Consider the following 19,938-nt stretch of genomic DNA (forward strand, 5'->3'; position numbering starts at 1 on the left):
TTCGCGGACAACCACTCCCCAAAACCTCAGAGGCGCTATTGTAAACGCTATTGCGGGTCGGGCAAAGCGCGGGCCTCGCCGCCGAGCTGACTGAGGGCTTTTTCCAGCACCTCAATACCCGCACCTTTCTTGTGGGCATTTTCGCTGATCTCGCGCCGAAACCGCCGGGCGCCGGGTAGTCCCTGATACAGCCCGAGGATGTGCCGCGTCAACTGGTTCAACTTGGTACCTTTGGACAGTTCCCGTTCGCAGTAATTCATAAACTGCGCCATGACCTGAGCTCGGCTCGGTGGTGGCGCCGGGTCGCCATAGAGCGTCTGGTCGACGGTCGCCAGCAGATAGGGGTTGGCGTAGATCTCCCGCCCGAGCATAACGCCGTCGACCTCATCGAGCAGGCGCTGACACTGCTCCATGGTCACAATGCCGCCGTTGACAATGATCTCCAGCTCCGGCCTTTCGCGCTTGAGTCTGGCGACAAGGGTGTAGTCAAGCGGTGGAATGTCGCGGTTTTCTTTTGGGCTCAACCCCTGCAGCCAGGCCTTACGGGCATGCACAATAAACGTGCGGCAGCCGCTTTCGGCAACGGTATCGACAAAGCGCATCAGACCGTCGTAATCGTCCATGTCGTCTATGCCAATGCGGTGTTTGATGGTCACCGGGAGGTCCACGCGCTCGCTCATGGCGCTCATGCAGTCTCTTACCAACTCGGGTTCAGCCATGAGGCAGGCGCCAATTCTCCCGCTCTGCACGCGGTCCGAGGGGCAGCCGCAGTTGAGATTGACCTCGTTGTAGCCCCACTGCTGAGCAAATTGGGCGCAGCGCGCCAGCGCCTGTGGGTCAGAGCCGCCCAATTGCAGCGCTACGGGCTGCTCGGCCGGGTCAAACGCCAAAAAGCGCTCCCGGTCACCGTAAATCAGCGCGCCGGTGGTGACCATCTCGGTGTAGAGCACAGCCCGCTGACTCAACAGTCGCCAGAAATAGCGGCAGTGCCTGTCCGACCAGTCCATCATCGGGGCACAGGTGAAACGGCGGTTGAGTTCGGGACGTGCAGACATGGTGTTCTCGTGGCTGGTTTCGGGCCCGGGCATTTTACCCGTTTCCGGTGAGCTTGGACAAAGGGCGTTGCAGAGCTTTTGTACGCGGTGCCCTTAATGCGCAGTTTGGCTTTCAAGGGTGTATCAAAATACACAACATCAACCGTTATTCGTGCTTTGTGTCACCATGCATTACTTGGCGCTGCATCCAATCAACAAAAGCGTGCGTAGTACCCCACATTTCTCACTGGGCAGAAACTCAACCATCATCTCAGCCTGTGTATAATATCGCTCAGACATATTATCGACTCATAAGGGGATGTGATGAAAACCTTATACTTAAGTGCCGCTGCGCTGCTGTTCAGTGCAGGTATTGCCCACGCTCAGGATGAGGCAGAAGAGACGCCGCCATGGGTGGTATCTGCCGAGCTGGGCGCGATCAATACCACGGGTAATACCGAAACAACCTCGGTCAACGGCAAGCTGGACATTACCCAGAATCTTACTCACTGGAAAAATCAGTACATCGCCAGCGTGCTCTATAAAGAGGACATGGTAGAGAACGACGATGGCAGCGAAGACAAAGAGACAACGGCGGAGAAGTATTTTGTCTCGGCGAAAAGCGCTTATTTGCTCTCCGGGGAGCACGGGAATCTGTTTGTCTTCGGCTCGCACACGCATGATGAGTTTGGTGCGTATCGCAAGTACACGACCTTGTCAGCCGGTTACGGAAATCGGCTGATTGACCGTAAGAAGTTAACGCTCGATGCGGAAATCGGCCCGGGTTATTTCTGGGGCGACAAGGTCGAAGATGAAGAAAACGATATCATCGTCAAGGAAGAAGGTTTTATGGTGCGCGGCGCCGCAGAGCTTAAGTGGCTGATCACAAGCAACGCGACCTTTAATCAAAAGTTCGGCGTGGAAGCGGCGGATGATAACACTCGCTACCAGAGCGATACGTCACTGAGTACCAAAATCAGTGACCGTATGCAGATGAAAGTCGGTTATGCTGTCAGCCACGATACCGATGTCGCTGACGATAAGGAAAACACCGACACCACCACCTACATCAATCTGGTTTACAACTTTTGAGTCAAGTGCCCACCGGCCAACGCCTGTTTCACTTAGAGTGAACAGACCTCTCGCGCCTTGCCATAGGCTGGGCGCGAGGTGCACGCCTGCTGCCAGCGGTTGACCGCCTTGAATTCATCGAGTTGGAGCGGCTCGCTGGCCTGGTAAAAACCTCCCAGGCACTCCACCCAGGGCACTATGGCCATATCCGCGATGCTGTAACTTTCGCCCAGCATATACTCGTGGCGTTCAAGGTGATGCTCAAGCACGCCTAATAAGCGTCGAGTTTCATCGGTGTAGCGCTTGAGCGGATAGGGATGGTCGCACTTGTCGCGGGCGTATTTGAAAAAGTGCCCAAACTGCCCGAACATGGGGCCGATGTGCCCTACCTGAAAATAGAGCCACTGATCACAGGCACTTTTGCCTGCCCGGTCCAGCGGGATAAATTCGCCGGTTTTGTCAGCCAGATAGCGCAAAATGGCACCTGACTCCATCAAGCTGATGGGGTGGTCATCGGGGCCATTGGGGTCGATCAGGGCGGGAATTTTGCTGTTGGGGTTTATAACTTTAAAAGCTTCGCTAAACTGATCGCCTTCGAGTATGTTGATGGTGTGTGGCTCGTAGGCGAGATGCATTTCCTCAAGTGCCAGAGCCACCTTGATGCCGTTGGGCGTGTTCATGGAGTAAAGCTGGATGTGTGAGGGGTGGCTGGCAGGCCAGCGCTCCCTAACCAGGTGCAGCTGCATAGGGGCCTCCGGGGCAGTCCGTTTGCGGTCAATCCGCAGTGAGAGAGATAAATGACTTTAACACATTGTGACGACAGCGGTGCCGCCCGCATGGTGGATGTCTCGGACAAGCCGGTAAGCCAGCGAGAGGCCCGTGCCCGCGCCTATGTTGCCATGTCGGCAGTAACCCTTGAGGCGGTGGCTGAGAACCGTATGAAAAAAGGCGATGTACTGGCTACCGCGCGCATTGCCGGCATCCAGGCGGCGAAAAAGTGCAGTGACCTTATTCCCTTGTGCCACCCGCTGGCGCTGTCGAAAGTAGAGATCAACTTCGAGCTTCAGCCATCATCGGGTAGAATCCGCATCGAGAGTTACTGCAAGCTGGCCGGCCAAACCGGCGTAGAGATGGAGGCACTGACGGCGGCCAGCGTCGCGGCACTGACGATTATCGATATGTGTAAAGCCATGGATATGGCCATGGAGGTGACACAGCTCTGCCTGCTGGAAAAAAGTGGCGGCAGGCGTGGGCATTACCAGCGAGGCGACGATGATTAAACTGGTGTTTTTTGCCCGTCTGCGAGAAACCCTGGGCTGCGATGCGCTGACGCTGGATCTGGACAAGCCCGCCACCGCGGCCGAGGTGATCGAACGATTGAAAGTGCGCGAACCTCACTGGCGCCAAGCACTGGACGATACCCGCTTGTTGATGGCGCTCAACCAGCAGATGATAAAACCCGATGCTGAAGTTCGCCCGGGCGATGAGCTGGCGCTGTTTCCACCGGTCACTGGGGGCTAGCGGTGACTGGCCAAGTGCAGGTGCAGACAGGGGATTTTGATGTGGGCGAGCAATACCGTGCCCTGCTCGCATCGGGCGCCGACTCGGGTGGCTTGGCCCTGTTTATTGGCCGGGTACGCGCCGATGAGGGCGCCGACCCGGTGGTGGCTTTGGAGCTCGAGCATTACCCTGCCATGACCGAGCGCTCGTTGCAGGCGCTGGTGGGCCAGGCGCAGGAGCGTTGGGCGCTCGATCAGGTGAGTGTGGTGCACCGGGTAGGGCGGTTGAGTGTCGGTGACCAAATTGTCTTTGTCGGAGTCGCTGCTGCGCACCGGCGTGAGGCCTTTGCGGCGGCGCAGTTTTTGATGGATAAGCTCAAAACCACCGCACCTTTTTGGAAAAAAGAGTTTCGGCGCAGTGGCGCCAGCGCCTGGGTGGAGGCGAAAGCGAGCGACGAGGCCGCGGCCAGCTATTGGGCTTAAGGTCAGTGCACTATCTGGGGCGTAGGGGCTGATCTGGTTGCTGGGCTATCAACGCGCCGCTACACGGAGCCTAGCGCCCAGAGGGGCGCTGCCTCAATGTGCGGCCTCTGCGCGTGTCTCAGCCCCCAAGCTCAGAGGCGCTATTCTTCGATGGCCTCATCAACGGCGTCGGCGGTTTTGCGTCCCGCCTCTTTGGTTTTTTCCCAGCCCTCGCGCCCCAGATCCTTGGCGGTATCCACGCCTTCGCGGGTCACCTCTTTGGTTTTCTCCCAGCCCTCTTCGGCCGCATCGCCGGCGTCATCGGCCATGTCGGCGGCCTTGTCTTTCAGTTCGCGCGCTTTTTCACCGGCCGCCTTGGCGGCTTCCTGTGCGGTTTGCTTGGCGCTCTCAAGCGTTTGCTCGGCGGATTGCTCCAGTTTGGATTCTTCGCCCTCGGGGCTGCAGGCGGTAATGCTTGTCAGCAACGCCAGCGCTGGCAGTAGCAGAGATTTTGTCATGGTCGGTCCCTATATCGGTTGTCAGGGCGCTCTGGTTATCTTGAGGCCTGCGAAAGTGTAAAAGAGTTTTAGCGTCTGTGGTAGCGGGCATGGATGCGGGGGCAGGTCAAGTTGGTTACAATGGTGGCTTGTGTGAAGCGCTTCCCGATCGGAACAGATCATGTCATTTGAGCAGTTTGAAACCTGGTCGCTCTATCTGGGCGTTGGCGGCCTGATCGCCTTTATGGTGTTTATCGTCTGGGACCTTGCAAAAAAGTCCAAAGCCGGGCGATTCGGGACCTTCATCCTGTTTCTGGCGTTGGGGTTGGGGCTTCTCGGGTTTATCATCAAGACGCTCTTGGTCGAGGTTATCGACAAATAAAGAGCCTCTGCGGACAATAACCTATGTTTGATTTGTTTACGCCCACCTCCAAAGTGCAAAAAGACCGCCAGGTCATTCACGACACAGATGCTCGGGTGGCCAAATATAGTCGGCGTGGCCTAGTGCTCAATTTTCTCGTCTTTGCCTTGAGCTTGGCCTTTGGCGACTTTTTTTACCGCGAAACCAATCTTGCCATTGTCCTGGTGACGGGGCTTTTGCTCGTGACCTTGCTGCGCAGTTACTACTTGTTCCGCTTTGAGGCGCTCTACGCCCGAGCGCCCAAGCGCTGGCGCACTCAATATTTTCTCGCGTCGTTTTTTGGGGCCGTCTGGTGGAGCGTTATTCTGGTCAGTCTGACCTGGGTACTGGGCATGCGCGAAGAAACCTTGGTGATGTGGCTCTACACCGTGGTGTTTTACTCTTCGGTGGCGAATGTGTTTGCTCCTTATATCCGCTTTTTGAAGATTTACCTATTTATAGGCATGATTCCGGCCGCCTTAACGGCCATGCTGCTCGGCACCATTGACGGTTACCTCTACGCGGCAATCATGGTGCTGTTCTACATGATGCTGGTGCACCAGGCGCGGGTGACCGGCGTGGGGTACTGGGAGCGCCTGGAGGCCAACCATGTATTGCACGAGCGCGCCAGGGGGCTCGAGAATGAGCAAAAAAGCTCCCGCGCAGCCATCGAGCTGAAAAACGAGTTTTTGGTGAATCTGGGGCATGAATTTCGCGCCTCGCTCAATGATATTCTCGGCACCTTGTCACTGGTGGACGATGCTGAGTTGTCGGATCGCCAGCGCGACTTGTTGAGTATGGCCAGCAAGGCCGGCGAGCGGCAGTTGGACTTGGTGAACAACGTGGTGGACTTCTCCAAAATCACCACTAAGTCATTGGAGCTGGATGAATCGGTGTTTGATCTGCGCCGTCTGGTGGCTAAGCTGGTGCGGGATTTTTCCCTCGAAGCGCACCAGCAGGGGGTCGAGCTTAACTATCTGATGGACTCTGACTTGCCGGCGCGCGTGAGGGGTGATGCTGCGCGCCTGCGCCAAATTGTTGCCACCTTGCTGGGTCACTCGCTCAAGTTTTCAGTCACCGGTAACGTATTTGTCGAGGTGACTTACAACACCAGTCAAGGTGAAAACGGTGAGTTGCAGATCGTAATCAGCGACAGCCACTACCATCGCACCGACGAGGCCAAGGCTGAAGTGGACGAGTCGCGGCTGCAAGAGGCCGAGCAGACCGGCCGGGTAGGTATTGGTTTATCCATCAGCAAGGGGCTTGCAGAGTGTATGGAGGGGAGCGTTCATTTGCTGAAAACCCCCTCAGGCGGCAACCGTGCGGTTATCAACGTGCACTTGCAGACTATCAGTCATCACGGTAAATCCTTAGGCGCCGACCAGCGTTTGCGCGGCAAGCGCCTGCTGTTAGTGGACTTGCCGGACCGGGTGGCGCTGGATTTGGTGGACGAGCTGGGCAATTGGGGTGTCCAGGCGCAGACAGTCTATGGCTACGAGCAGGCGGTGGATCGAGTGGCTGATTGCGCAAGCAGTGGCGAGCCGGTAGATCTTGTGCTGATTTATAACCGTTTGAACAGTTTCAATGCGCTGGCGCTGTCCAAGGAGTTGGCGGGCGCTGAGACCACCGCCGATCTCAAGCAGGTGATTGCCATGAGTGTGCTTCAGCGCGATACCGAAGAGGTCCACCAGCACTTGTCGCGCTTCGAGCAAGTGAGTTGCCTGGAAAAGCCGATTATGTACAAGCAGCTCTACGATGCTTTGTGCCAGCGGCTTCTCACTCAGGTGCCCGCAGACCCCGAGCCCCCGGCCTCTAGGGCCGAGCCTGTGGCTCCGGTGGCAGACGGCCCAGGCATTCAGCGAGTGCTGGTGGTGGAGGATCACCGGGTCAATCAGATGGTCGCCTCGGGAATGCTGAAAAAGCTTGGTTGTTACGTGCAGTTGGTGAGTTCTGGGCCCGAGGCTGTGGCTATTTTGGAAAAAGAGCGTTTTGACTTAGTGTTGCTTGACAGCGAGCTTCCCGATGGCTCGGGAGTGGCCGCCGTGCAAAAAATCCGTGAGCAGGAAAAAGCCGCAAACAGCCGCCGCCGTGTGCCAGTGATTGCAATGATACCGGAGCTCAATGAGGAGCAGGTCAGTGCTTTGTTTTCAGCCGGTTTCGACGATCAGCTCAGCAAACCCCTGCGCTACGATGCTCTGGAGGGGAGGCTGCAGCGCTGGCTGGGCGTCGCCAGCGCCGGTTAGTGTCCCGCCAGGGCCAAGTCAGTGGCGCCGCTTTACGTGCTCGCTTTAAAACTGGCCCAAATGGGGCAGTGATCTGAGGGCTTTTCCATACCGCGCAGTTCATAATCGATACCTGCATCGACGCACTGGGGCGCCAGTGCCTGACTGGCAAGGATCAGGTCAATCCGCAGGCCTCGTTTGGGCTCTCTTTCAAAACCGCGGGAGCGATAATCAAACCAGCTAAAGGTGTCCTTGTCTTCGGGGTGCAGTTGTCGGTAGGTGTCAACCAGCCCCCAACCCAGTAAATGATCCAACCACTCGCGCTCCTCGGGAAGAAAGCTGCATTTGCCAGTGCGCAACCAGCGTTTGCGGTTATCTTCGCCAATGCCAATATCATCGTCGCGGTGGGAGACATTGACATCGCCCATCAACAGCAGAGGCTCGGTGGCGTTGTGCTGGGTTTGCAGCAGCTGATTCAGGTCGGCGTAGTACTTTTCTTTCGCCGGAAATTTAACCGGGTGGTCGCGACTCTCACCTTGCGGGAAATAGCCATTGTAGACACGGATGGGGCCAAAATCCGGTACCTCAAAGGTTCCGCCGATAAAGCGGCGTTGTGACTGCTCGGTATCACCGGGGAAACCCTTAAGCGTTTCTACAAACGGGTGACGGGACATCAGCGCCACCCCATAGTGTGTCTTCTGCCCGTGGAAGGCGACGTGATAGCCCATAGCTTCCACATCGGCCAGGGGGAACTGGTCGTCGGCGACCTTGGTTTCCTGCAGACCAATAAAATCGGGATTGTATTTATCGACAATCGCCTGCAATTGATGCAGGCGCGAGCGTATGCTGTTGATGTTAAACGATATGGCTTTCATGACAAGTCTGGTTGTTGTGGGGTTGTGGAGGGGCCGGTGGCTAGCCACCGGCGGAGTCTCAGAAGTTGGCAACCTTGGGAGCTTCATCACTTTGGGTGCCGCGAATAAAATCCATAAGAATAAAACCGGCTTCCGTCAGAAATGGGTCTTTCTCTGGCTCAATTTTATCTGGGCCCGTGTCCATGGCCTGCTCTTCAGGGTCGGCCTCGACACTGCTCTGCTCGCTGTCAATGTCTTCAAAACTCTCGTAAACGGCGAGGCCCTTGGCTTTGCGGCGCTTGTTCTCAAGTGACAGAAGCTGTTGTTCAAAGCCCGCCTTCTCGCTCAGGCGGGTCTTCTCGCTGAGCGAAATTCGGTCTTTGCTTGAGTTCTCCTCCACCAGGGTCTGCTGCTCGGTGAGGAAAATGAAATCTGGATCGGATTTCACCCTATCGCGATGAGTTTGCTCAATCGCTGGCAGCAGTTTGGCGATGTCAAAGTAGCGGTCGTGTTTGACCGCGTGAATGTTGTCCCAGGGCAGGGCGTAATCGTAACTACTTTCGCCGACCTCACTTGGGTCGATTAGCTCTGGCAGCTCGATATCGGGCAGCACGCCACGGTGTTGGGTGCTGTCCCCGGAGACGCGGTAGAACTTGGATTCGGTAATCTTCAGCTGTCCGTACTTCAGAGGTTGCAGCGACTGCACCGAGCCTTTGCCGAAGGACTGGCTGCCGACAATAATACCGCGGCCGTAGTCCTGAATGGCGCCAGCAAAAATTTCAGAGGCCGAGGCACTGAGTCTGTTGATCAGTACGACGATGGGGCCGCGGAACACCGCCTTGGAGTGAGAGCGGTAGTTGCGCGAAATGAGTTGATTGGTTTGGCGAATCTGTACCACCGGGCCCTGGTCGATAAACAGGTCGGTCAGCGACGTGGCCTCGTGCAGAGAGCCGCCGCCGTTGTTGCGAAGATCGACAATGATGCCATCCACGTTTTCCGCTGCCAGCTCGCCGAGTAGCTTAAACACATCCCGCGTGGTGCTTTTGTAGTTGGGGTCGCGTTTGCGGTAGGCCTCGAAGTCCATGTAAAAGGTTGGGATGTCGATCACGCCAATTTTATAGCTGTTCTCGCTCTCATCGGTCAGCTCGAATACGGCTTTTTGAGCCGCTTGTTCTTCCAGTTTTACCTTGTCGCGCTTGATGCTCACGATGTGGGTCGTGCTGCCGGCGGCGGCCTTGGCAGGCAGTACCTCAAGACGCACTATGCTGTCTTTTTTGCCGCGAATTAGATCGACCACTTCGTCCAGTCGCCAGCCCACCACATCAGCGATTTCACCATCAGTGCCCTGGCCGACACCGACGATGCGATCGGCCGGTTTGAGCTGACCCTGCTTGTCTGCTGGGCCAGCGGGAATCAGGCGGACAACTTTGGTGTATTCGTCCTCGCTTTGCAGCATGGCACCAATACCTTCGAGCGACAGCGACATGTTGATGTTGAAGTTTTCCAGCATGCGCGGTGACAAATAATTGGTGTGGGGGTCGTAGAGCATGGTGAAGGCGTTGATGACGGCATTGAAGGCGTCTTCACCGGTTTGTTGGCTCATGCGCCGCGATTGGTTACTGTAACGCTTGACGAGCAACTCGCGGGCCTCATCAACTGGCTTTCCCGCGAGTTTCAGATTGAGTACATCGGCCTTCACGCGTTTGCGCCAGAGCTCTTTGGCGGCCGCCTCATCGGCTGGCCAGCTGGCCTTGTCCCTATCTACCAACAAGCTTTCCTCGGTGTCAAAATCAAAGGTGTGCTCTTTGTTTTCCAGCAGGGCAACGGCGGTATCCATGCGGGCGATAAACCGCTCGCGATAGAGTTTGTAAATGTCAAAGGCCGGCTTCAACTCTCCTTTCTGGAAGTCATCATCGAATTGATTGCGATGCTTATTGAACTGCTCAATATCGGCCTGAATAAAGTAGCTTTTCCCTGGGTCGAGGGTTTTCAGGTAGTTATCGAGAAATTTCTGCGACAGTTCGTCGTTGATGTCCTGATCCCGGTAATGGTGCTCGTGCAGAGCACTGACAATGTCTGCAGTGGTCTTTTTCTGTTCGGCGGTGATCTCCAGTGGTTCGGGCTGCAGAGCCTGAGCCAGTTGCGAGAGCAGAAGCAGAAAACAAAACGCCAGGGAAAAGTTCACACCTGAATGCAGGCGGGGCAGGGGGTTGGATTTTTCCAGCATAGGTAACTCTTGGCTCCGGGTGTACTACTGAGGTGGCTTAAGGCGGGAGGTTCGGCTCCAGCGCCCGTGTCACCGTTATACGGACTCTTGGCTCATTTCAGACTAAGGCCCCGATAGGCCTAAGACAGCAACATAGCATTATTTGTTCGCCTAGCCCAGCAAGGCTCCCGGGTAAATAAGTGTTGATCGGGTTAAAGGCCGGTAAATACCCCCGCTGAATCAGTCTCGACTACGCAATATTTGCACTATTTTGGCGCTTTGCCCTTTGGGGGCCGGCTCCAGAGCACTCACTCGAGCGGCCAATTCCCGAGTGGTTCGCAGGTGGCGCACGAACCGGCGGCAGTTATGACACAGGGCCAAATGCAGCCGTATTTGCCATTTGAGCGATTTGGGCCCTGAGCCGTCCAGATATTCACTGGCCAGTTGGGCGAGTTCGCGACACTTCAACATTGGCCGGTCTCCTGATAGCGATCGATCACTTGCATCAAACTCAGGCGTGCCCGATGAACCAACACCCGGGCGTTGGCGCTGGAGATATCCAGTAGCTGGCAAATCTCCTCAAAGCTTCTCTGCTCTAAGTCGCGAAGCACAAAAGCGGCCTTTTGTGCAGGCGGAAGCAGAGCCAGTGTTTTGTTGATGCATCGGTGCAGTTGCGTTTGTTCCAGCAGAGCCTCGGGGCTGTCGAGGTGCCAGTGCGCTGGCGCGTTGGCCCAGTGGCCGTCGGCGCGAAACTTCATGCCCTCCAGGCCGTCGGTTTCGCCTGGCAGAGCGTCCAGTGACTGCTGGCGGGATTCGCGTTTCGCCCGGTTTTTCGCTTCGTTGCTGACGATGCGCAACAGCCAGGTTTTCAGGCTGGCGCGGCCTTCGAACTTGGACAGGGCGCGGTGGGCAGAAACCCAGGCTTCCTGTACCACTTCCTCTGCCAGTGAGGAGCCGGCAATGCCAGTGGCGACGGTGAGCATCACGCTGTAGTGGCGCTCGATAAGGCGGATATAGGCCTGGTCATCCCCGGCCAGGGCTGCCTCGATCAGTGCGGCCTCTTCGGTGTCGGTGTTGTCAGTATCCGTCAAAGGCTGTACTCGCGTTCTAGTGTTACGCCCCTGAAGCGGGGAAGTATCGAGAAAGGGGATGGCCGGCGGCCGGTGCCTGAACAGGGCGCAATATATCATTGTTAGCGGCTCTTTGAGGCGAGGCGGCTGAATGCGTAGCGGACGATCCAATAATCTGCGCTAAGATACCGCCCTGGGCCCCAGACCAGCAGGGCCAGTAACATAATTAAATAGGTAGCGGCGAACTCGATGCCATTATTAAGCACCACGAAGGAGCCGCTTGAGGTGAGCCAGTCGTAGTGACCGTGTTCGCGCAGTATATCCCGCGCGCGCTCCAGTTTAATGGCTGCCTGCTCGACCCGCTCGGTGGCAAAAGGGGCGCCCGGGTCGGCGATGGCCTGCCAGCCATAGTCCCGGTGCACCGTGCCGATGGCGACGAGCATGGTGATAATCAGCGGTATGACTGTCGCCCGGGTAAACAGGCCAAGCGCCAGCAGTATCGCGCCGCCGAGCTCGGCGGCAGTGGCAAGCGCCGCCATCAACCAAGGCAGCGGCAATCCCAGTCCCCAGTCGCTGTTGCCAAACCAGGCCACGGTATCGCTGAAGTGACTTAGCTTCTGTGTACCTGCCATCCAGAATATCGGCACGAGGTAGACTCTTAAGGCGAGCCCGGCAAAGACGTCGAGCTTCTGCAGCGCGGCGACAGCCGAGCGATACTGGTGGAACAAGGTGCTGAGCATAGGGGGCTACCTTTTGGAGTCGCTTGGGTTACTGATTCCGAGGCCCATTGAGCGCCGGCTTTTGACTAAAGAGGCTCAAAAAGGCATTTCGTTACAGTGGCGGTGGTTTAGCCGCGCCACTTTTTATATACTGGCCCGCTTTTAACGGCGCCACGAGCGCAAACACACAAGTGGCCTTTGGTAGGGGTCACCACTGAGAAGGATAGACAATGCCTGTTATTACCCTCCCCGACGGTTCAAAGCGCGAGTTTCCCCAGCCGGTTACCCTGCTGCAAGTGGCTGAAGACATAGGTCCGGGCCTTGCCAAGGCCACAGTCTGCGGTCGCATTAACGGTCGCCTGGTGGATGCCTGCGAACTCATTGAGCAAGATGCCGAGATTACGCTGATTACCGGCCGCGATGACGAGGGTTTGGAAGTGATTCGTCACTCCTTTGCGCACCTGGTCGGCCATGCCATCAAGCAGCTGTTTCCCGAGGCCAAAATGGCCATTGGCCCTGTGATTGATGATGGTTTTTACTACGACATTGATTACGAACGCCCGCTGACACCGGAAGATCTGGAGGCGATCGAAGCGCGCATCGGCGAGCTGATCAAGAAAGATTACGACGTGATCAAACAGATGACCCCCATCGCCCAGGCGCGTACCGTCTTTGCCGAGCGTGGAGAGGATTACAAGGTTGAGCTGGTGGATGGCCTGATCGCCGAAGGCGAGCAGGCAGTGGGCCTTTACCACCACGAAGAGTACGTGGACATGTGCCGCGGCCCCCACGTGCCCAATACCCGGGTGATGCGCCACTTTAAACTGATGCGTGTGTCAGGCGCCTACTGGCGCGGCGATGCCAGTAACAAGCAGTTGCAGCGCATTTACGGCACCGCCTGGAACGACAAGAAAGAACTGAAGGCCTATTTGCGCCGCTTGGAAGAGGCGGAGAAGCGCGATCACCGCAAGCTGGCGAAGAAGTTCGACCTTTTCCACATGCAGGAAGAGGCGCCGGGCATGGTGTTCTGGCACCCTAAGGGTTGGTCGGTCTATACCACCATTGAACAGTACATGCGCCAGGTGCAGCGCGACAACGGCTATCAGGAAATCAAAACCCCTCAGGTGGTGGATTTGAGCCTGTGGCAAAAATCCGGTCATGCCGACAAGTTCGGCGATGACATGTTTATGCTCAAATCCGAAGACCGTGAATTTGCGGTCAAGCCCATGAACTGCCCCTGCCACGTGCAGGTGTTTAACCAGGGGCTGCGCAGCTACCGCGATCTGCCGCTTCGTTTGGCGGAGTTTGGCTCCTGCCACCGCAACGAGGCTTCAGGCTCTTTGCACGGTATTATGCGGGTGCGCGGCTTTACCCAGGATGATGCGCATATCTTCTGTACCGAGGCGGCCATTCAGGAAGAGGTGTCAGCGTTTACTGACCTGCTGTACAAGGTCTACGCTGACTTTGGTTTCAATGAGGTGATTATTCGCCTGTCGACTCGTCCCGAGCAGCGCGTCGGCGATGACGCGGTCTGGGACAAGGCGGAAAAAGCCTTGTCCGACGCGCTTGATGCCAAAGAGCTCGACTGGAAGCTCTTACCGGGTGAGGGGGCGTTTTACGGACCGAAAATCGAGTTCTCCCTGAAAGATTGCCTGGGTCGGGTATGGCAGTGTGGCACCATTCAGGTGGACTTCTCCATGCCTGGACGCCTGGATGCCCAGTATGTGGCCGAAGATGGCTCGCGACAGGTGCCGGTTATGCTGCATCGCGCGATTCTGGGTTCGTTTGAGCGTTTTATCGGTATTTTGATCGAAAACTACGAGGGCGCTTTCCCCACTTGGTTGGCGCCGGTGCAGGTGGTGGTGGCCAATATTACCGACAATCAGGCCGAATACGTGCAAAAAATCGAAAAAACCCTCTCAGAACGTGGGTTTAGGGCGGTTTCGGACTTGAGAAACGAGAAGATCGGCTTTAAAATCCGCGAGCACACCATTCAGCGGGTTCCCTACTTGATCGTCGTGGGTGACAAAGAGGTGGAATCCGGCCAGGTAGCCGTGCGTACGCGCGACGGTAACGACCTGGGTGTAATGAGTCTGGAAGCCTTTACCGACCTGTTGGCAGCGGATGTTGCTAACCGTAGTCGGGTATTGGCGTCTGACTCGCAAGATTAATTGACAGGAGAAAGATACTATCAAAAGAGATAACGCTAAAGGCAAATCCAAGAAAGCCCGTATTAACGATCAAATTGAAGCGGATGAAGTCCGGCTGATCGGAGCCGACGGGGATCAGGTGGGAGTCGTCTCTCTCACAGAAGCCCTGAAAGTGGCTCAGGACGCCGATTTGGATCTGGTTGAAATAGCGCCTGATAGTACACCCATAGTTTGTAAGGTTATGGACTATGGCAAACACCTGTTTGAGATTAAGAAGACCAAGGCCGCTGCCAAGAAAAAACAGAAGCAGCAGCAGGTCAAGGAAATGAAGTTTCGTCCAGGGACGGAAGAGGGAGACTATAAGGTCAAACTACGCAACCTTATGCGTTTCCTCGAAAATGGGGACAAGGCCAAGGTGTCATTGCGATACCGCGGCCGGGAAATGGCTCACCAGGAGCTCGGGATGGAAATGATGCAGCGCATCGAAGTTGATCTTGAGGAACTGGCCACAGTTGAGCAGCGACCGAAAATGGAAGGTCGTCAGCTGATTATGGTGCTGGCCCCGAAAAAGAGATAGTAGCCGGGCTTTTAGCTGCCTTTGGTTACTGAATATTATCCATTGCAAATGCGGAGTTTTATCTCATGGCAACAAAAGCTAAAGTACACTCTGGCGCCGCCAAGCGCTTTAAAAAGACGGCCTCTGGTTATAAGCACAAGCACGCTAACAAGAGCCACATCCTCACCAAAATGACCACCAAGCGCAAGCGCCAGCTGCGCGGTACCAGCACGCTCAACGCCGCTGATACCCCGCTGGTAGATCGTATGCTTCGCGCCAAGTAATTGGTTCATTGAGAATTTAAGAGGAGTTTATTATGGCCCGTGTAAAACGTGGTGTAGAGGCGCGTCGTCGTCACAAGAAAGTTTTAAAAGCTGCAAAAGGTTACTACGGCGCTCGTTCGCGCGTATTTCGTGTTGCTAAGCAGGCGGTCATTAAGGCCGGCCAGTACGCGTACCGCGACCGTCGTGTCAACAAGCGCAATTTCCGCGCTCTTTGGATTACCCGTATTAACGCTCAGTCCCGTGCAGAGGGCATGACTTACAGCCAGCTGATTGCTGGTTTGAAGAAAGCCAACATCGCACTGGACCGTCGTGTTCTGGCGGATCTCGCCGTATACGACAAAGCGGCCTTTGCTGCCGTTGTTGCTCAGGCAAAATCAGCTCTGGCTGCTTAATCGCCGCAATGACGCAGGCGGGCTCGCTGCCCGTGCAATGACGCGATAAAGGGGAGGGCTGATCTTGGCCTCCCCTTTTTTATTGCCGGAATAACGTGGTTTGCCCTTGCAAACCTAACGCAACAACAATTGGATACTGCGATGGAAAATCTCGCCGCGCTCACCGAAGAGGCGCTCAAGCTGGTAGACAGTGCTGACGATCTGGCCGCCCTGGACAAGGTCCGGGTGGAATATCTTGGCAAGAAGGGGCTGATCAGTGCCCAGGCCAAAATGCTGGGTAAGCTCTCGCCCGAGGAGCGCCCTGCAGCCGGGGCGAAAATCAACGAGGCCAAGCAACAGGTACAGCTGCGCCTCGATGAGGTCAAGGCGCGTCTCGAGCGCCAGGCGATTGAGGCCAAGCTGGCGCAGGAGACCATTGATGTCACGCTGCCGGGGCGTGCCCGCGACACCGGTGGCCTGCACCCTGTGACCCGCACATTGGAGCGCATTGCTGAGATTTTTGCCCAGGTGGGCTACGAGGTGGCCGAGGGGCCCGAAATCGAAGACGACCATCACAACTTTGAGGCGCTGAATATTCCTGCGCATCACCCCGCGCGCGCCATGCACGATACCTTTTACGTCGAGGATAAGCACTTTGCTACGACGGGCAGCAGCTATGTGCTGCGCACACACACCTCGCCGGTGCAGGTGCGGGTGATGGAAACCAACCAGCCGCCCATACGTATTATTTGTCCGGGGCGGGTGTACCGCTGTGACTCGGATCTGACTCACACCCCGATGTTTCATCAGGTGGAAGGCTTGGTGGTGGACAAAAACATCAGCTTTGCCGATCTCAAGGGCACGGTGGATCAGTTTCTCAAGTCGTTTTTCGAGGTGGATGCGCCTGTGCGTTTCCGCCCGTCTTACTTTCCGTTTACCGAACCTTCGGCGGAAGTGGACATCGGCTGCACTCAGTGCCATGGCAAAGGGTGCCGGGTGTGCAAGTACACCGGTTGGATCGAGATCATGGGCTGCGGCATGGTGCACCCCAATGTGTTCAGCGCGTCGGGCATCGACCCGGAGGTCTATACCGGGTTTGCCTTCGGTATTGGCGTCGAGCGGATGGCCATGTTGCGTTACGGTGTCAACGATCTGCGCCTGTTCTTTGAGAATGATTTGAAATTTCTGCAGCAGTTTTAAGCGCAGGCTACCGACCAACAGCACGAAAACCGAACAGGCTAAGAGATTGGATTATGAAAGTAAGTGAATCCTGGTTGCGCGAATGGATCAACCCAGACATCAGCACCCACGAGGTGATAGATCAGCTCACCATGGCGGGCATTGAGGTGGACGCAGCCGAACCGGTTGCTGGCGCGTTTAGCGGTGTGGTGGTGGGGCAGATCGTCAGCATTGCGCCACACCCGGATGCGGATAAGCTGCGTGTGTGTCAGGTGGCCGGTCACCCGGATGGTGCTGAGGTTCAAGTGGTCTGCGGTGCGCCCAATGCACGGGCAGGGCTGAAAGTTCCCTTTGCGACCGTAGGCGCCCAGCTGCCCGGCGACTTTAAAATAAAAAAAGCCAAGCTGCGCGGTGTCGAATCCTTTGGCATGCTCTGCGCTCAGACTGAGCTTGAGGCCGGCGATGACGACGACGGTTTGTGGGAGCTGGTCGAGGACGCACCAGTGGGGACGGACTTGCGTGAGTATCTCAATCTCGATGACACCGTGATCGAAGTGGACATTACACCCAACAGGGGCGATTGCCTGAGCGTTCGGGGGTTGGCGCGCGAGCTGGGTGTTATCAACCGCCTGCCGGTAACCCAGGTGCAGGCCCCGCAGGTCCCAGCGGTCATTGACGATACCTTGCCGGTAACCCTGGAGGCGGGAGAGGCCTGTTCGCGCTACCTGGGTCGTATCATTCGCGGCGTGGCCGTCGATGCCCCAAGCCCCCTGTGGCTGCAGGAAAAGCTGCGCCGCGCCGGCCTTCGCTCCATCGATGCGATTGTCGATGTTACCAATTATGTGTTGCTAGAGCTCGGCCAGCCCATGCACGCTTTTGACTTGGCAAAAATCGACGGCGCGGTGCGCGTGCGTGAGGCCCGCGTCGGTGAGCGCCTGACGCTCTTGGATGAGCAGGACATCGAATTGTCCCCAGGGACATTGATAATTGCCGATAATCGCGGTCCTCTAGCGGTAGCCGGTATCATGGGTGGGCTGGCAAGCTCGGTAACGGCCCAAACTCGCGATATTTTCCTGGAGAGCGCCTTTTTTAATCCCTTGGCGATTGCCGGTCGCGCCCGCAGCTATGGACTGCATACGGATTCATCGCACCGCTTTGAGCGCGGTGTCGATTACGAGCTGGCGCGCACGGCCATCGAGCGCGCCACAGGCTTGCTGCTGGAGATCGTCGGCGGGCAGCCCGGCCCGGTAATTGAGCAAGTCAACGAGCATTTGCCCCAGCCCGCGGCCATCGAGCTGCGCGAGGAGCGCATCGCCAGTGGTCTGGATATTCAGATGGACGCGGCCACCGTTGAGGATATCCTCGGCCGCCTCGGCTTTACCGAGACGGCCACAAGTGCCGGGCAGTGGCGTTTCGCCGCCCCCAGCTGGCGCTTTGACTGCAGTATCGAGGCCGATCTTCTCGAAGAGCTGGCGCGCATTTACGGCTACAATCGCTTGCCGACCAAAGTGCCCGGTCAGAGTATGGATATCAAACCCCATACCGAGTCCCGCCTGAAACTTGGTGCTTTGCGCCGTCATCTGATTTCCAGAGGTTATCAGGAGGTCGTGACCTACAGCTTTATCGACCCGAAGCTCTGTGCTCAGTTTGAGCCGCAGATCGACCCAGTGGTGCTGCAAAACCCGATCAGCGCCGATATGGGCGTGATGCGCACCAGCCTCCTGCCCGGGCTGGTGAGCACTCTGCGCTATAACCTCAACCGGCAGCAGCAGCGCGTTCGATTGTTTGAGTCGGGTCAGAAGTTCGTGCCCGGTAGTGGGGGGGTGGCCCAGGAGCCAACGCTCGCAGGCCTAGTCTACGGTCCCGTGGCGGAGGAGAGCTGGGCCAACGAGAGCCGGGCAGCAGACTTCTTTGATCTCAAAGGCGACATTGAGGCCCTGCTGGGGCTGACGGGGCAGGCCGCGCGGTTTGACTTCCAGGCGGCGACGCATCCAGCCCTGCACCCCGGTCAAACAGCGCAGTTGCTGTTTGAGGGCGAGCGACTCGGCGTGCTGGGCGCTCTGCACCCACAGTTGCAGGACGATCTGGATCTGCCCGAAGGTGTTTTCGCCTTCGAGTTGTCGCTTAAGTCTCTGCTCAGCGCCCGGGTGCCAGCCTTTACCCCCCTGTCGCGTTTCCCGGCTGTAAGGCGTGACTTGGCGCTCCTGGTCGGGCGTGATTTGCCCGTGTCCGAGCTGCTGGCCAGCATCAAAAATGTGGCGGGAGAGCATTTGTCAGACTTAAAGGTATTTGACCTTTATATGGGCAAAGGCATTGATCCGCATAGAAAAAGTGTGGCTTTGGGCTTGACCTTTCAGCATCCTTCCCGCACTCTTAACGATGAGGAAATCAACGGGTTCATCGAGCGTGTGATGGACCATGTGACCCAAACCTACGGTGCAACCCTGAGATAGGCGGGAAACCTATGCCCAACGGCGCGCTGACAAAAGCGGACTTGGCAGAAAAACTCTACGAAGAGCTGGGCCTGAACAAGCGCGAGGCCAAGGAGCTGGTCGAACTGTTTTTTGAAGAAATCCGCCGCTCGCTGGAGTGCAATGAGCAGGTCAAGCTATCCGGCTTCGGCAACTTTGATCTGCGCGATAAAAGCCAACGCCCCGGTCGCAATCCCAAGACCGGGGAAGAAATCCCCATCAGTGCACGTCGGGTTGTTACCTTCAGACCGGGACAAAAACTGAAGGCCCGAGTAGAGACCTATGCTGGAACCAAGTCATAACGACGAACTGCCGGTTATACCCGGCAAGCGCTATTTCACCATTGGTGAGGTGAGCGAGCTCTGTGCGGTAAAACCGCACGTGCTGCGTTACTGGGAGCAGGAATTCCCCCAGCTCAAGCCGGTCAAACGTCGCGGTAATCGCCGCTACTACCAGCGCCAGGACGTACTGACCATTCGTCAGATACGCTCGCTGCTCTACGATCAGGGCTTTACCATTGGTGGTGCTCGTCAGCAAATGAGCGGTGAAACCGCTCAGCAGGATGCCAGCCAGTTCAGCCAGCTGGTCAGCCAGATGATTTCGGAGCTTGAGCAGGTGCTCGATGTTCTGAAAACCTGAGCTTCTCGTAAGTTATTGAAAACTAAGGCAGCTATTGCGTATTGCAATCTGCCAGAATTCGGGTATTATGCCCACCTCGTTTGGCGAGCCGAGCTCATCAAACGCACGAAAATACCTCTGTCGGAACGTAGCGCAGCCTGGTAGCGCACCACACTGGGGGTGTGGTGGTCGTGGGTTCGAATCCCGCCGTTCCGACCATTTTCCCTTTAATTTTCATCAGCTTGCCACTTCTTGGGTGGATCATTTCATCCCCT

The 19,938-nt window shown here is 56.7% G+C and carries 22 protein-coding genes and 1 tRNA gene; 15 read left to right on the forward strand and 8 right to left on the reverse strand.

Features of this window, described 5'->3' with window-relative positions; all coding sequences use genetic code 11:
• Positions 1-47 precede the first annotated feature (47 nt).
• Positions 48-1,055, reverse strand: a complete 1,008-nt coding sequence (gene dusA, locus QWI16_RS17090) for a tRNA dihydrouridine(20/20a) synthase DusA (RefSeq protein ID WP_302715026.1) — start codon at positions 1,053-1,055, stop codon at positions 48-50.
• 303 nt (positions 1,056-1,358) lie between these two features.
• On the opposite strand from dusA, the gene QWI16_RS17095 reads away from it, so the two are divergent.
• The gene (locus tag QWI16_RS17095; RefSeq protein WP_302715027.1) at positions 1,359-2,126 is read left to right on the forward strand and encodes a DUF481 domain-containing protein; all 768 of its coding nucleotides are present in this window, start codon (positions 1,359-1,361) and stop codon (positions 2,124-2,126) included.
• 32 nt (positions 2,127-2,158) lie between these two features.
• Here QWI16_RS17095 and QWI16_RS17100 read toward each other — a convergent pair whose 3' ends face one another.
• The gene (locus QWI16_RS17100; RefSeq protein ID WP_302715028.1) at positions 2,159-2,851 is read right to left on the reverse strand and encodes a glutathione S-transferase N-terminal domain-containing protein; all 693 of its coding nucleotides are present in this window, start codon (positions 2,849-2,851) and stop codon (positions 2,159-2,161) included.
• A 51-nt stretch (positions 2,852-2,902) separates the two neighbouring features.
• On the opposite strand from QWI16_RS17100, the gene moaC reads away from it, so the two are divergent.
• Genes moaC through QWI16_RS17115 form a run of 3 tightly spaced genes read left to right on the forward strand, consistent with a single transcriptional unit; the run spans position 2,903 to position 4,087 of the window.
• A complete protein-coding gene (gene moaC, locus QWI16_RS17105) occupies positions 2,903-3,385 on the forward strand; it encodes a cyclic pyranopterin monophosphate synthase MoaC (protein ID WP_302715029.1) in 483 nt (160 codons plus the stop codon).
• A complete protein-coding gene (moaD, locus tag QWI16_RS17110; RefSeq protein WP_302715030.1) occupies positions 3,378-3,626 on the forward strand; it encodes a molybdopterin converting factor subunit 1 in 249 nt (82 codons plus the stop codon). Before moaC ends, moaD begins: the two co-directional genes overlap by 8 nt.
• Before the next feature lie 2 nt (positions 3,627-3,628).
• Positions 3,629-4,087, forward strand: a complete 459-nt coding sequence (locus QWI16_RS17115) for a molybdenum cofactor biosynthesis protein MoaE (protein ID WP_302715032.1) — start codon at positions 3,629-3,631, stop codon at positions 4,085-4,087.
• Positions 4,088-4,227: 140 nt separating this feature from the next.
• Here QWI16_RS17115 and QWI16_RS17120 read toward each other — a convergent pair whose 3' ends face one another.
• On the reverse strand, positions 4,228-4,584 hold the full coding sequence (locus tag QWI16_RS17120) for a hypothetical protein (protein ID WP_302715034.1): 357 nt from the start codon (positions 4,582-4,584) through the stop codon (positions 4,228-4,230).
• Positions 4,585-4,744: 160 nt separating this feature from the next.
• On the opposite strand from QWI16_RS17120, the gene QWI16_RS17125 reads away from it, so the two are divergent.
• The gene (locus QWI16_RS17125; protein WP_302715036.1) at positions 4,745-4,945 is read left to right on the forward strand and encodes a DUF2788 domain-containing protein; all 201 of its coding nucleotides are present in this window, start codon (positions 4,745-4,747) and stop codon (positions 4,943-4,945) included.
• Positions 4,946-4,968: 23 nt separating this feature from the next.
• Positions 4,969-7,206: a response regulator gene (locus QWI16_RS17130; RefSeq protein WP_302715037.1), complete on the forward strand. Its 2,238-nt coding sequence runs from the start codon at positions 4,969-4,971 to the stop codon at positions 7,204-7,206.
• A 32-nt stretch (positions 7,207-7,238) separates the two neighbouring features.
• Here QWI16_RS17130 and xthA read toward each other — a convergent pair whose 3' ends face one another.
• The 5 genes from xthA to QWI16_RS17150 form a co-directional block, all read right to left on the reverse strand.
• Positions 7,239-8,060 carry an exodeoxyribonuclease III gene (xthA, locus tag QWI16_RS17135; protein ID WP_302715038.1) on the reverse strand — a complete coding sequence of 274 codons (822 nt, stop codon included), beginning with the start codon at positions 8,058-8,060 and terminating at the stop codon, positions 7,239-7,241.
• Between the two features lie 58 nt (positions 8,061-8,118).
• Positions 8,119-10,266 (reverse strand): carboxy terminal-processing peptidase, encoded by a 2,148-nt coding sequence (locus QWI16_RS17140; protein WP_302715040.1) that lies wholly within the window; start codon positions 10,264-10,266, stop codon positions 8,119-8,121.
• 219 nt (positions 10,267-10,485) lie between these two features.
• A complete protein-coding gene (locus tag QWI16_RS18765; protein ID WP_368045303.1) occupies positions 10,486-10,716 on the reverse strand; it encodes an anti-sigma factor family protein in 231 nt (76 codons plus the stop codon).
• Positions 10,710-11,336, reverse strand: a complete 627-nt coding sequence (locus QWI16_RS17145) for an RNA polymerase sigma factor (RefSeq protein WP_302715042.1) — start codon at positions 11,334-11,336, stop codon at positions 10,710-10,712. The genes QWI16_RS18765 and QWI16_RS17145 overlap by 7 nt, the downstream gene beginning before the upstream one ends.
• A 101-nt stretch (positions 11,337-11,437) precedes the next feature.
• The gene (locus QWI16_RS17150; protein ID WP_302715044.1) at positions 11,438-12,055 is read right to left on the reverse strand and encodes an HvfX family Cu-binding RiPP maturation protein; all 618 of its coding nucleotides are present in this window, start codon (positions 12,053-12,055) and stop codon (positions 11,438-11,440) included.
• 209 nt (positions 12,056-12,264) lie between these two features.
• On the opposite strand from QWI16_RS17150, the gene thrS reads away from it, so the two are divergent.
• From thrS to QWI16_RS17195, 9 genes are all read left to right on the forward strand, one after another.
• Positions 12,265-14,205: a threonine--tRNA ligase gene (gene thrS / locus QWI16_RS17155; protein WP_302715046.1), complete on the forward strand. Its 1,941-nt coding sequence runs from the start codon at positions 12,265-12,267 to the stop codon at positions 14,203-14,205.
• 19 nt (positions 14,206-14,224) lie between these two features.
• Complete coding sequence (infC, locus tag QWI16_RS17160) at positions 14,225-14,761, forward strand: translation initiation factor IF-3 (RefSeq protein ID WP_302715602.1); 537 nt, start codon at positions 14,225-14,227, stop codon at positions 14,759-14,761.
• A gap of 65 nt (positions 14,762-14,826) precedes the next feature.
• Positions 14,827-15,024, forward strand: a complete 198-nt coding sequence (gene rpmI / locus QWI16_RS17165; RefSeq protein ID WP_302715048.1) for a 50S ribosomal protein L35 — start codon at positions 14,827-14,829, stop codon at positions 15,022-15,024.
• Positions 15,025-15,056: 32 nt separating this feature from the next.
• Complete coding sequence (gene rplT, locus QWI16_RS17170) at positions 15,057-15,416, forward strand: 50S ribosomal protein L20 (RefSeq protein ID WP_302715050.1); 360 nt, start codon at positions 15,057-15,059, stop codon at positions 15,414-15,416.
• A gap of 141 nt (positions 15,417-15,557) precedes the next feature.
• Positions 15,558-16,595, forward strand: a complete 1,038-nt coding sequence (gene pheS / locus QWI16_RS17175; RefSeq protein ID WP_302715051.1) for a phenylalanine--tRNA ligase subunit alpha — start codon at positions 15,558-15,560, stop codon at positions 16,593-16,595.
• A 53-nt stretch (positions 16,596-16,648) separates the two neighbouring features.
• Positions 16,649-19,027, forward strand: a complete 2,379-nt coding sequence (gene pheT / locus QWI16_RS17180; RefSeq protein WP_302715052.1) for a phenylalanine--tRNA ligase subunit beta — start codon at positions 16,649-16,651, stop codon at positions 19,025-19,027.
• A gap of 11 nt (positions 19,028-19,038) precedes the next feature.
• Complete coding sequence (ihfA, locus tag QWI16_RS17185; RefSeq protein ID WP_302715053.1) at positions 19,039-19,347, forward strand: integration host factor subunit alpha; 309 nt, start codon at positions 19,039-19,041, stop codon at positions 19,345-19,347.
• Positions 19,328-19,684: a MerR family transcriptional regulator gene (locus QWI16_RS17190; RefSeq protein ID WP_302715055.1), complete on the forward strand. Its 357-nt coding sequence runs from the start codon at positions 19,328-19,330 to the stop codon at positions 19,682-19,684. The genes ihfA and QWI16_RS17190 overlap by 20 nt, the downstream gene beginning before the upstream one ends.
• Positions 19,685-19,805: 121 nt before the next feature.
• A tRNA-Pro gene (locus QWI16_RS17195) sits at positions 19,806-19,882 on the forward strand.
• Positions 19,883-19,938: the final 56 nt, after the last annotated feature.

The organism is Gilvimarinus algae, from assembly GCF_030518215.1.
GTDB classification, from domain to species: domain Bacteria; phylum Pseudomonadota; class Gammaproteobacteria; order Pseudomonadales; family Cellvibrionaceae; genus Gilvimarinus; species Gilvimarinus algae.

Coding starts and splice junctions, on each gene's coding strand:
- QWI16_RS17120 (WP_302715034.1), bottom strand. CDS start 4,584: ATGACAAAATCTCTGCTACTGCCAGCGCTGGCGTTGCTGACAAGCATT.
- ihfA (WP_302715053.1), top strand. CDS start 19,039: ATGCCCAACGGCGCGCTGACAAAAGCGGACTTGGCAGAAAAACTCTAC.
- QWI16_RS18765 (WP_368045303.1), bottom strand. CDS start 10,716: ATGTTGAAGTGTCGCGAACTCGCCCAACTGGCCAGTGAATATCTGGAC.
- dusA (WP_302715026.1), bottom strand. CDS start 1,055: ATGTCTGCACGTCCCGAACTCAACCGCCGTTTCACCTGTGCCCCGATG.
- thrS (WP_302715046.1), top strand. CDS start 12,265: ATGCCTGTTATTACCCTCCCCGACGGTTCAAAGCGCGAGTTTCCCCAG.
- QWI16_RS17130 (WP_302715037.1), top strand. CDS start 4,969: ATGTTTGATTTGTTTACGCCCACCTCCAAAGTGCAAAAAGACCGCCAG.
- pheS (WP_302715051.1), top strand. CDS start 15,558: ATGGAAAATCTCGCCGCGCTCACCGAAGAGGCGCTCAAGCTGGTAGAC.
- pheT (WP_302715052.1), top strand. CDS start 16,649: ATGAAAGTAAGTGAATCCTGGTTGCGCGAATGGATCAACCCAGACATC.
- moaC (WP_302715029.1), top strand. CDS start 2,903: ATGACTTTAACACATTGTGACGACAGCGGTGCCGCCCGCATGGTGGAT.
- QWI16_RS17150 (WP_302715044.1), bottom strand. CDS start 12,055: ATGCTCAGCACCTTGTTCCACCAGTATCGCTCGGCTGTCGCCGCGCTG.
- QWI16_RS17125 (WP_302715036.1), top strand. CDS start 4,745: ATGTCATTTGAGCAGTTTGAAACCTGGTCGCTCTATCTGGGCGTTGGC.
- rplT (WP_302715050.1), top strand. CDS start 15,057: ATGGCCCGTGTAAAACGTGGTGTAGAGGCGCGTCGTCGTCACAAGAAA.
- xthA (WP_302715038.1), bottom strand. CDS start 8,060: ATGAAAGCCATATCGTTTAACATCAACAGCATACGCTCGCGCCTGCAT.
- QWI16_RS17140 (WP_302715040.1), bottom strand. CDS start 10,266: ATGCTGGAAAAATCCAACCCCCTGCCCCGCCTGCATTCAGGTGTGAAC.
- moaD (WP_302715030.1), top strand. CDS start 3,378: ATGATTAAACTGGTGTTTTTTGCCCGTCTGCGAGAAACCCTGGGCTGC.
- QWI16_RS17190 (WP_302715055.1), top strand. CDS start 19,328: ATGCTGGAACCAAGTCATAACGACGAACTGCCGGTTATACCCGGCAAG.
- rpmI (WP_302715048.1), top strand. CDS start 14,827: ATGGCAACAAAAGCTAAAGTACACTCTGGCGCCGCCAAGCGCTTTAAA.
- QWI16_RS17100 (WP_302715028.1), bottom strand. CDS start 2,851: ATGCAGCTGCACCTGGTTAGGGAGCGCTGGCCTGCCAGCCACCCCTCA.
- QWI16_RS17095 (WP_302715027.1), top strand. CDS start 1,359: ATGAAAACCTTATACTTAAGTGCCGCTGCGCTGCTGTTCAGTGCAGGT.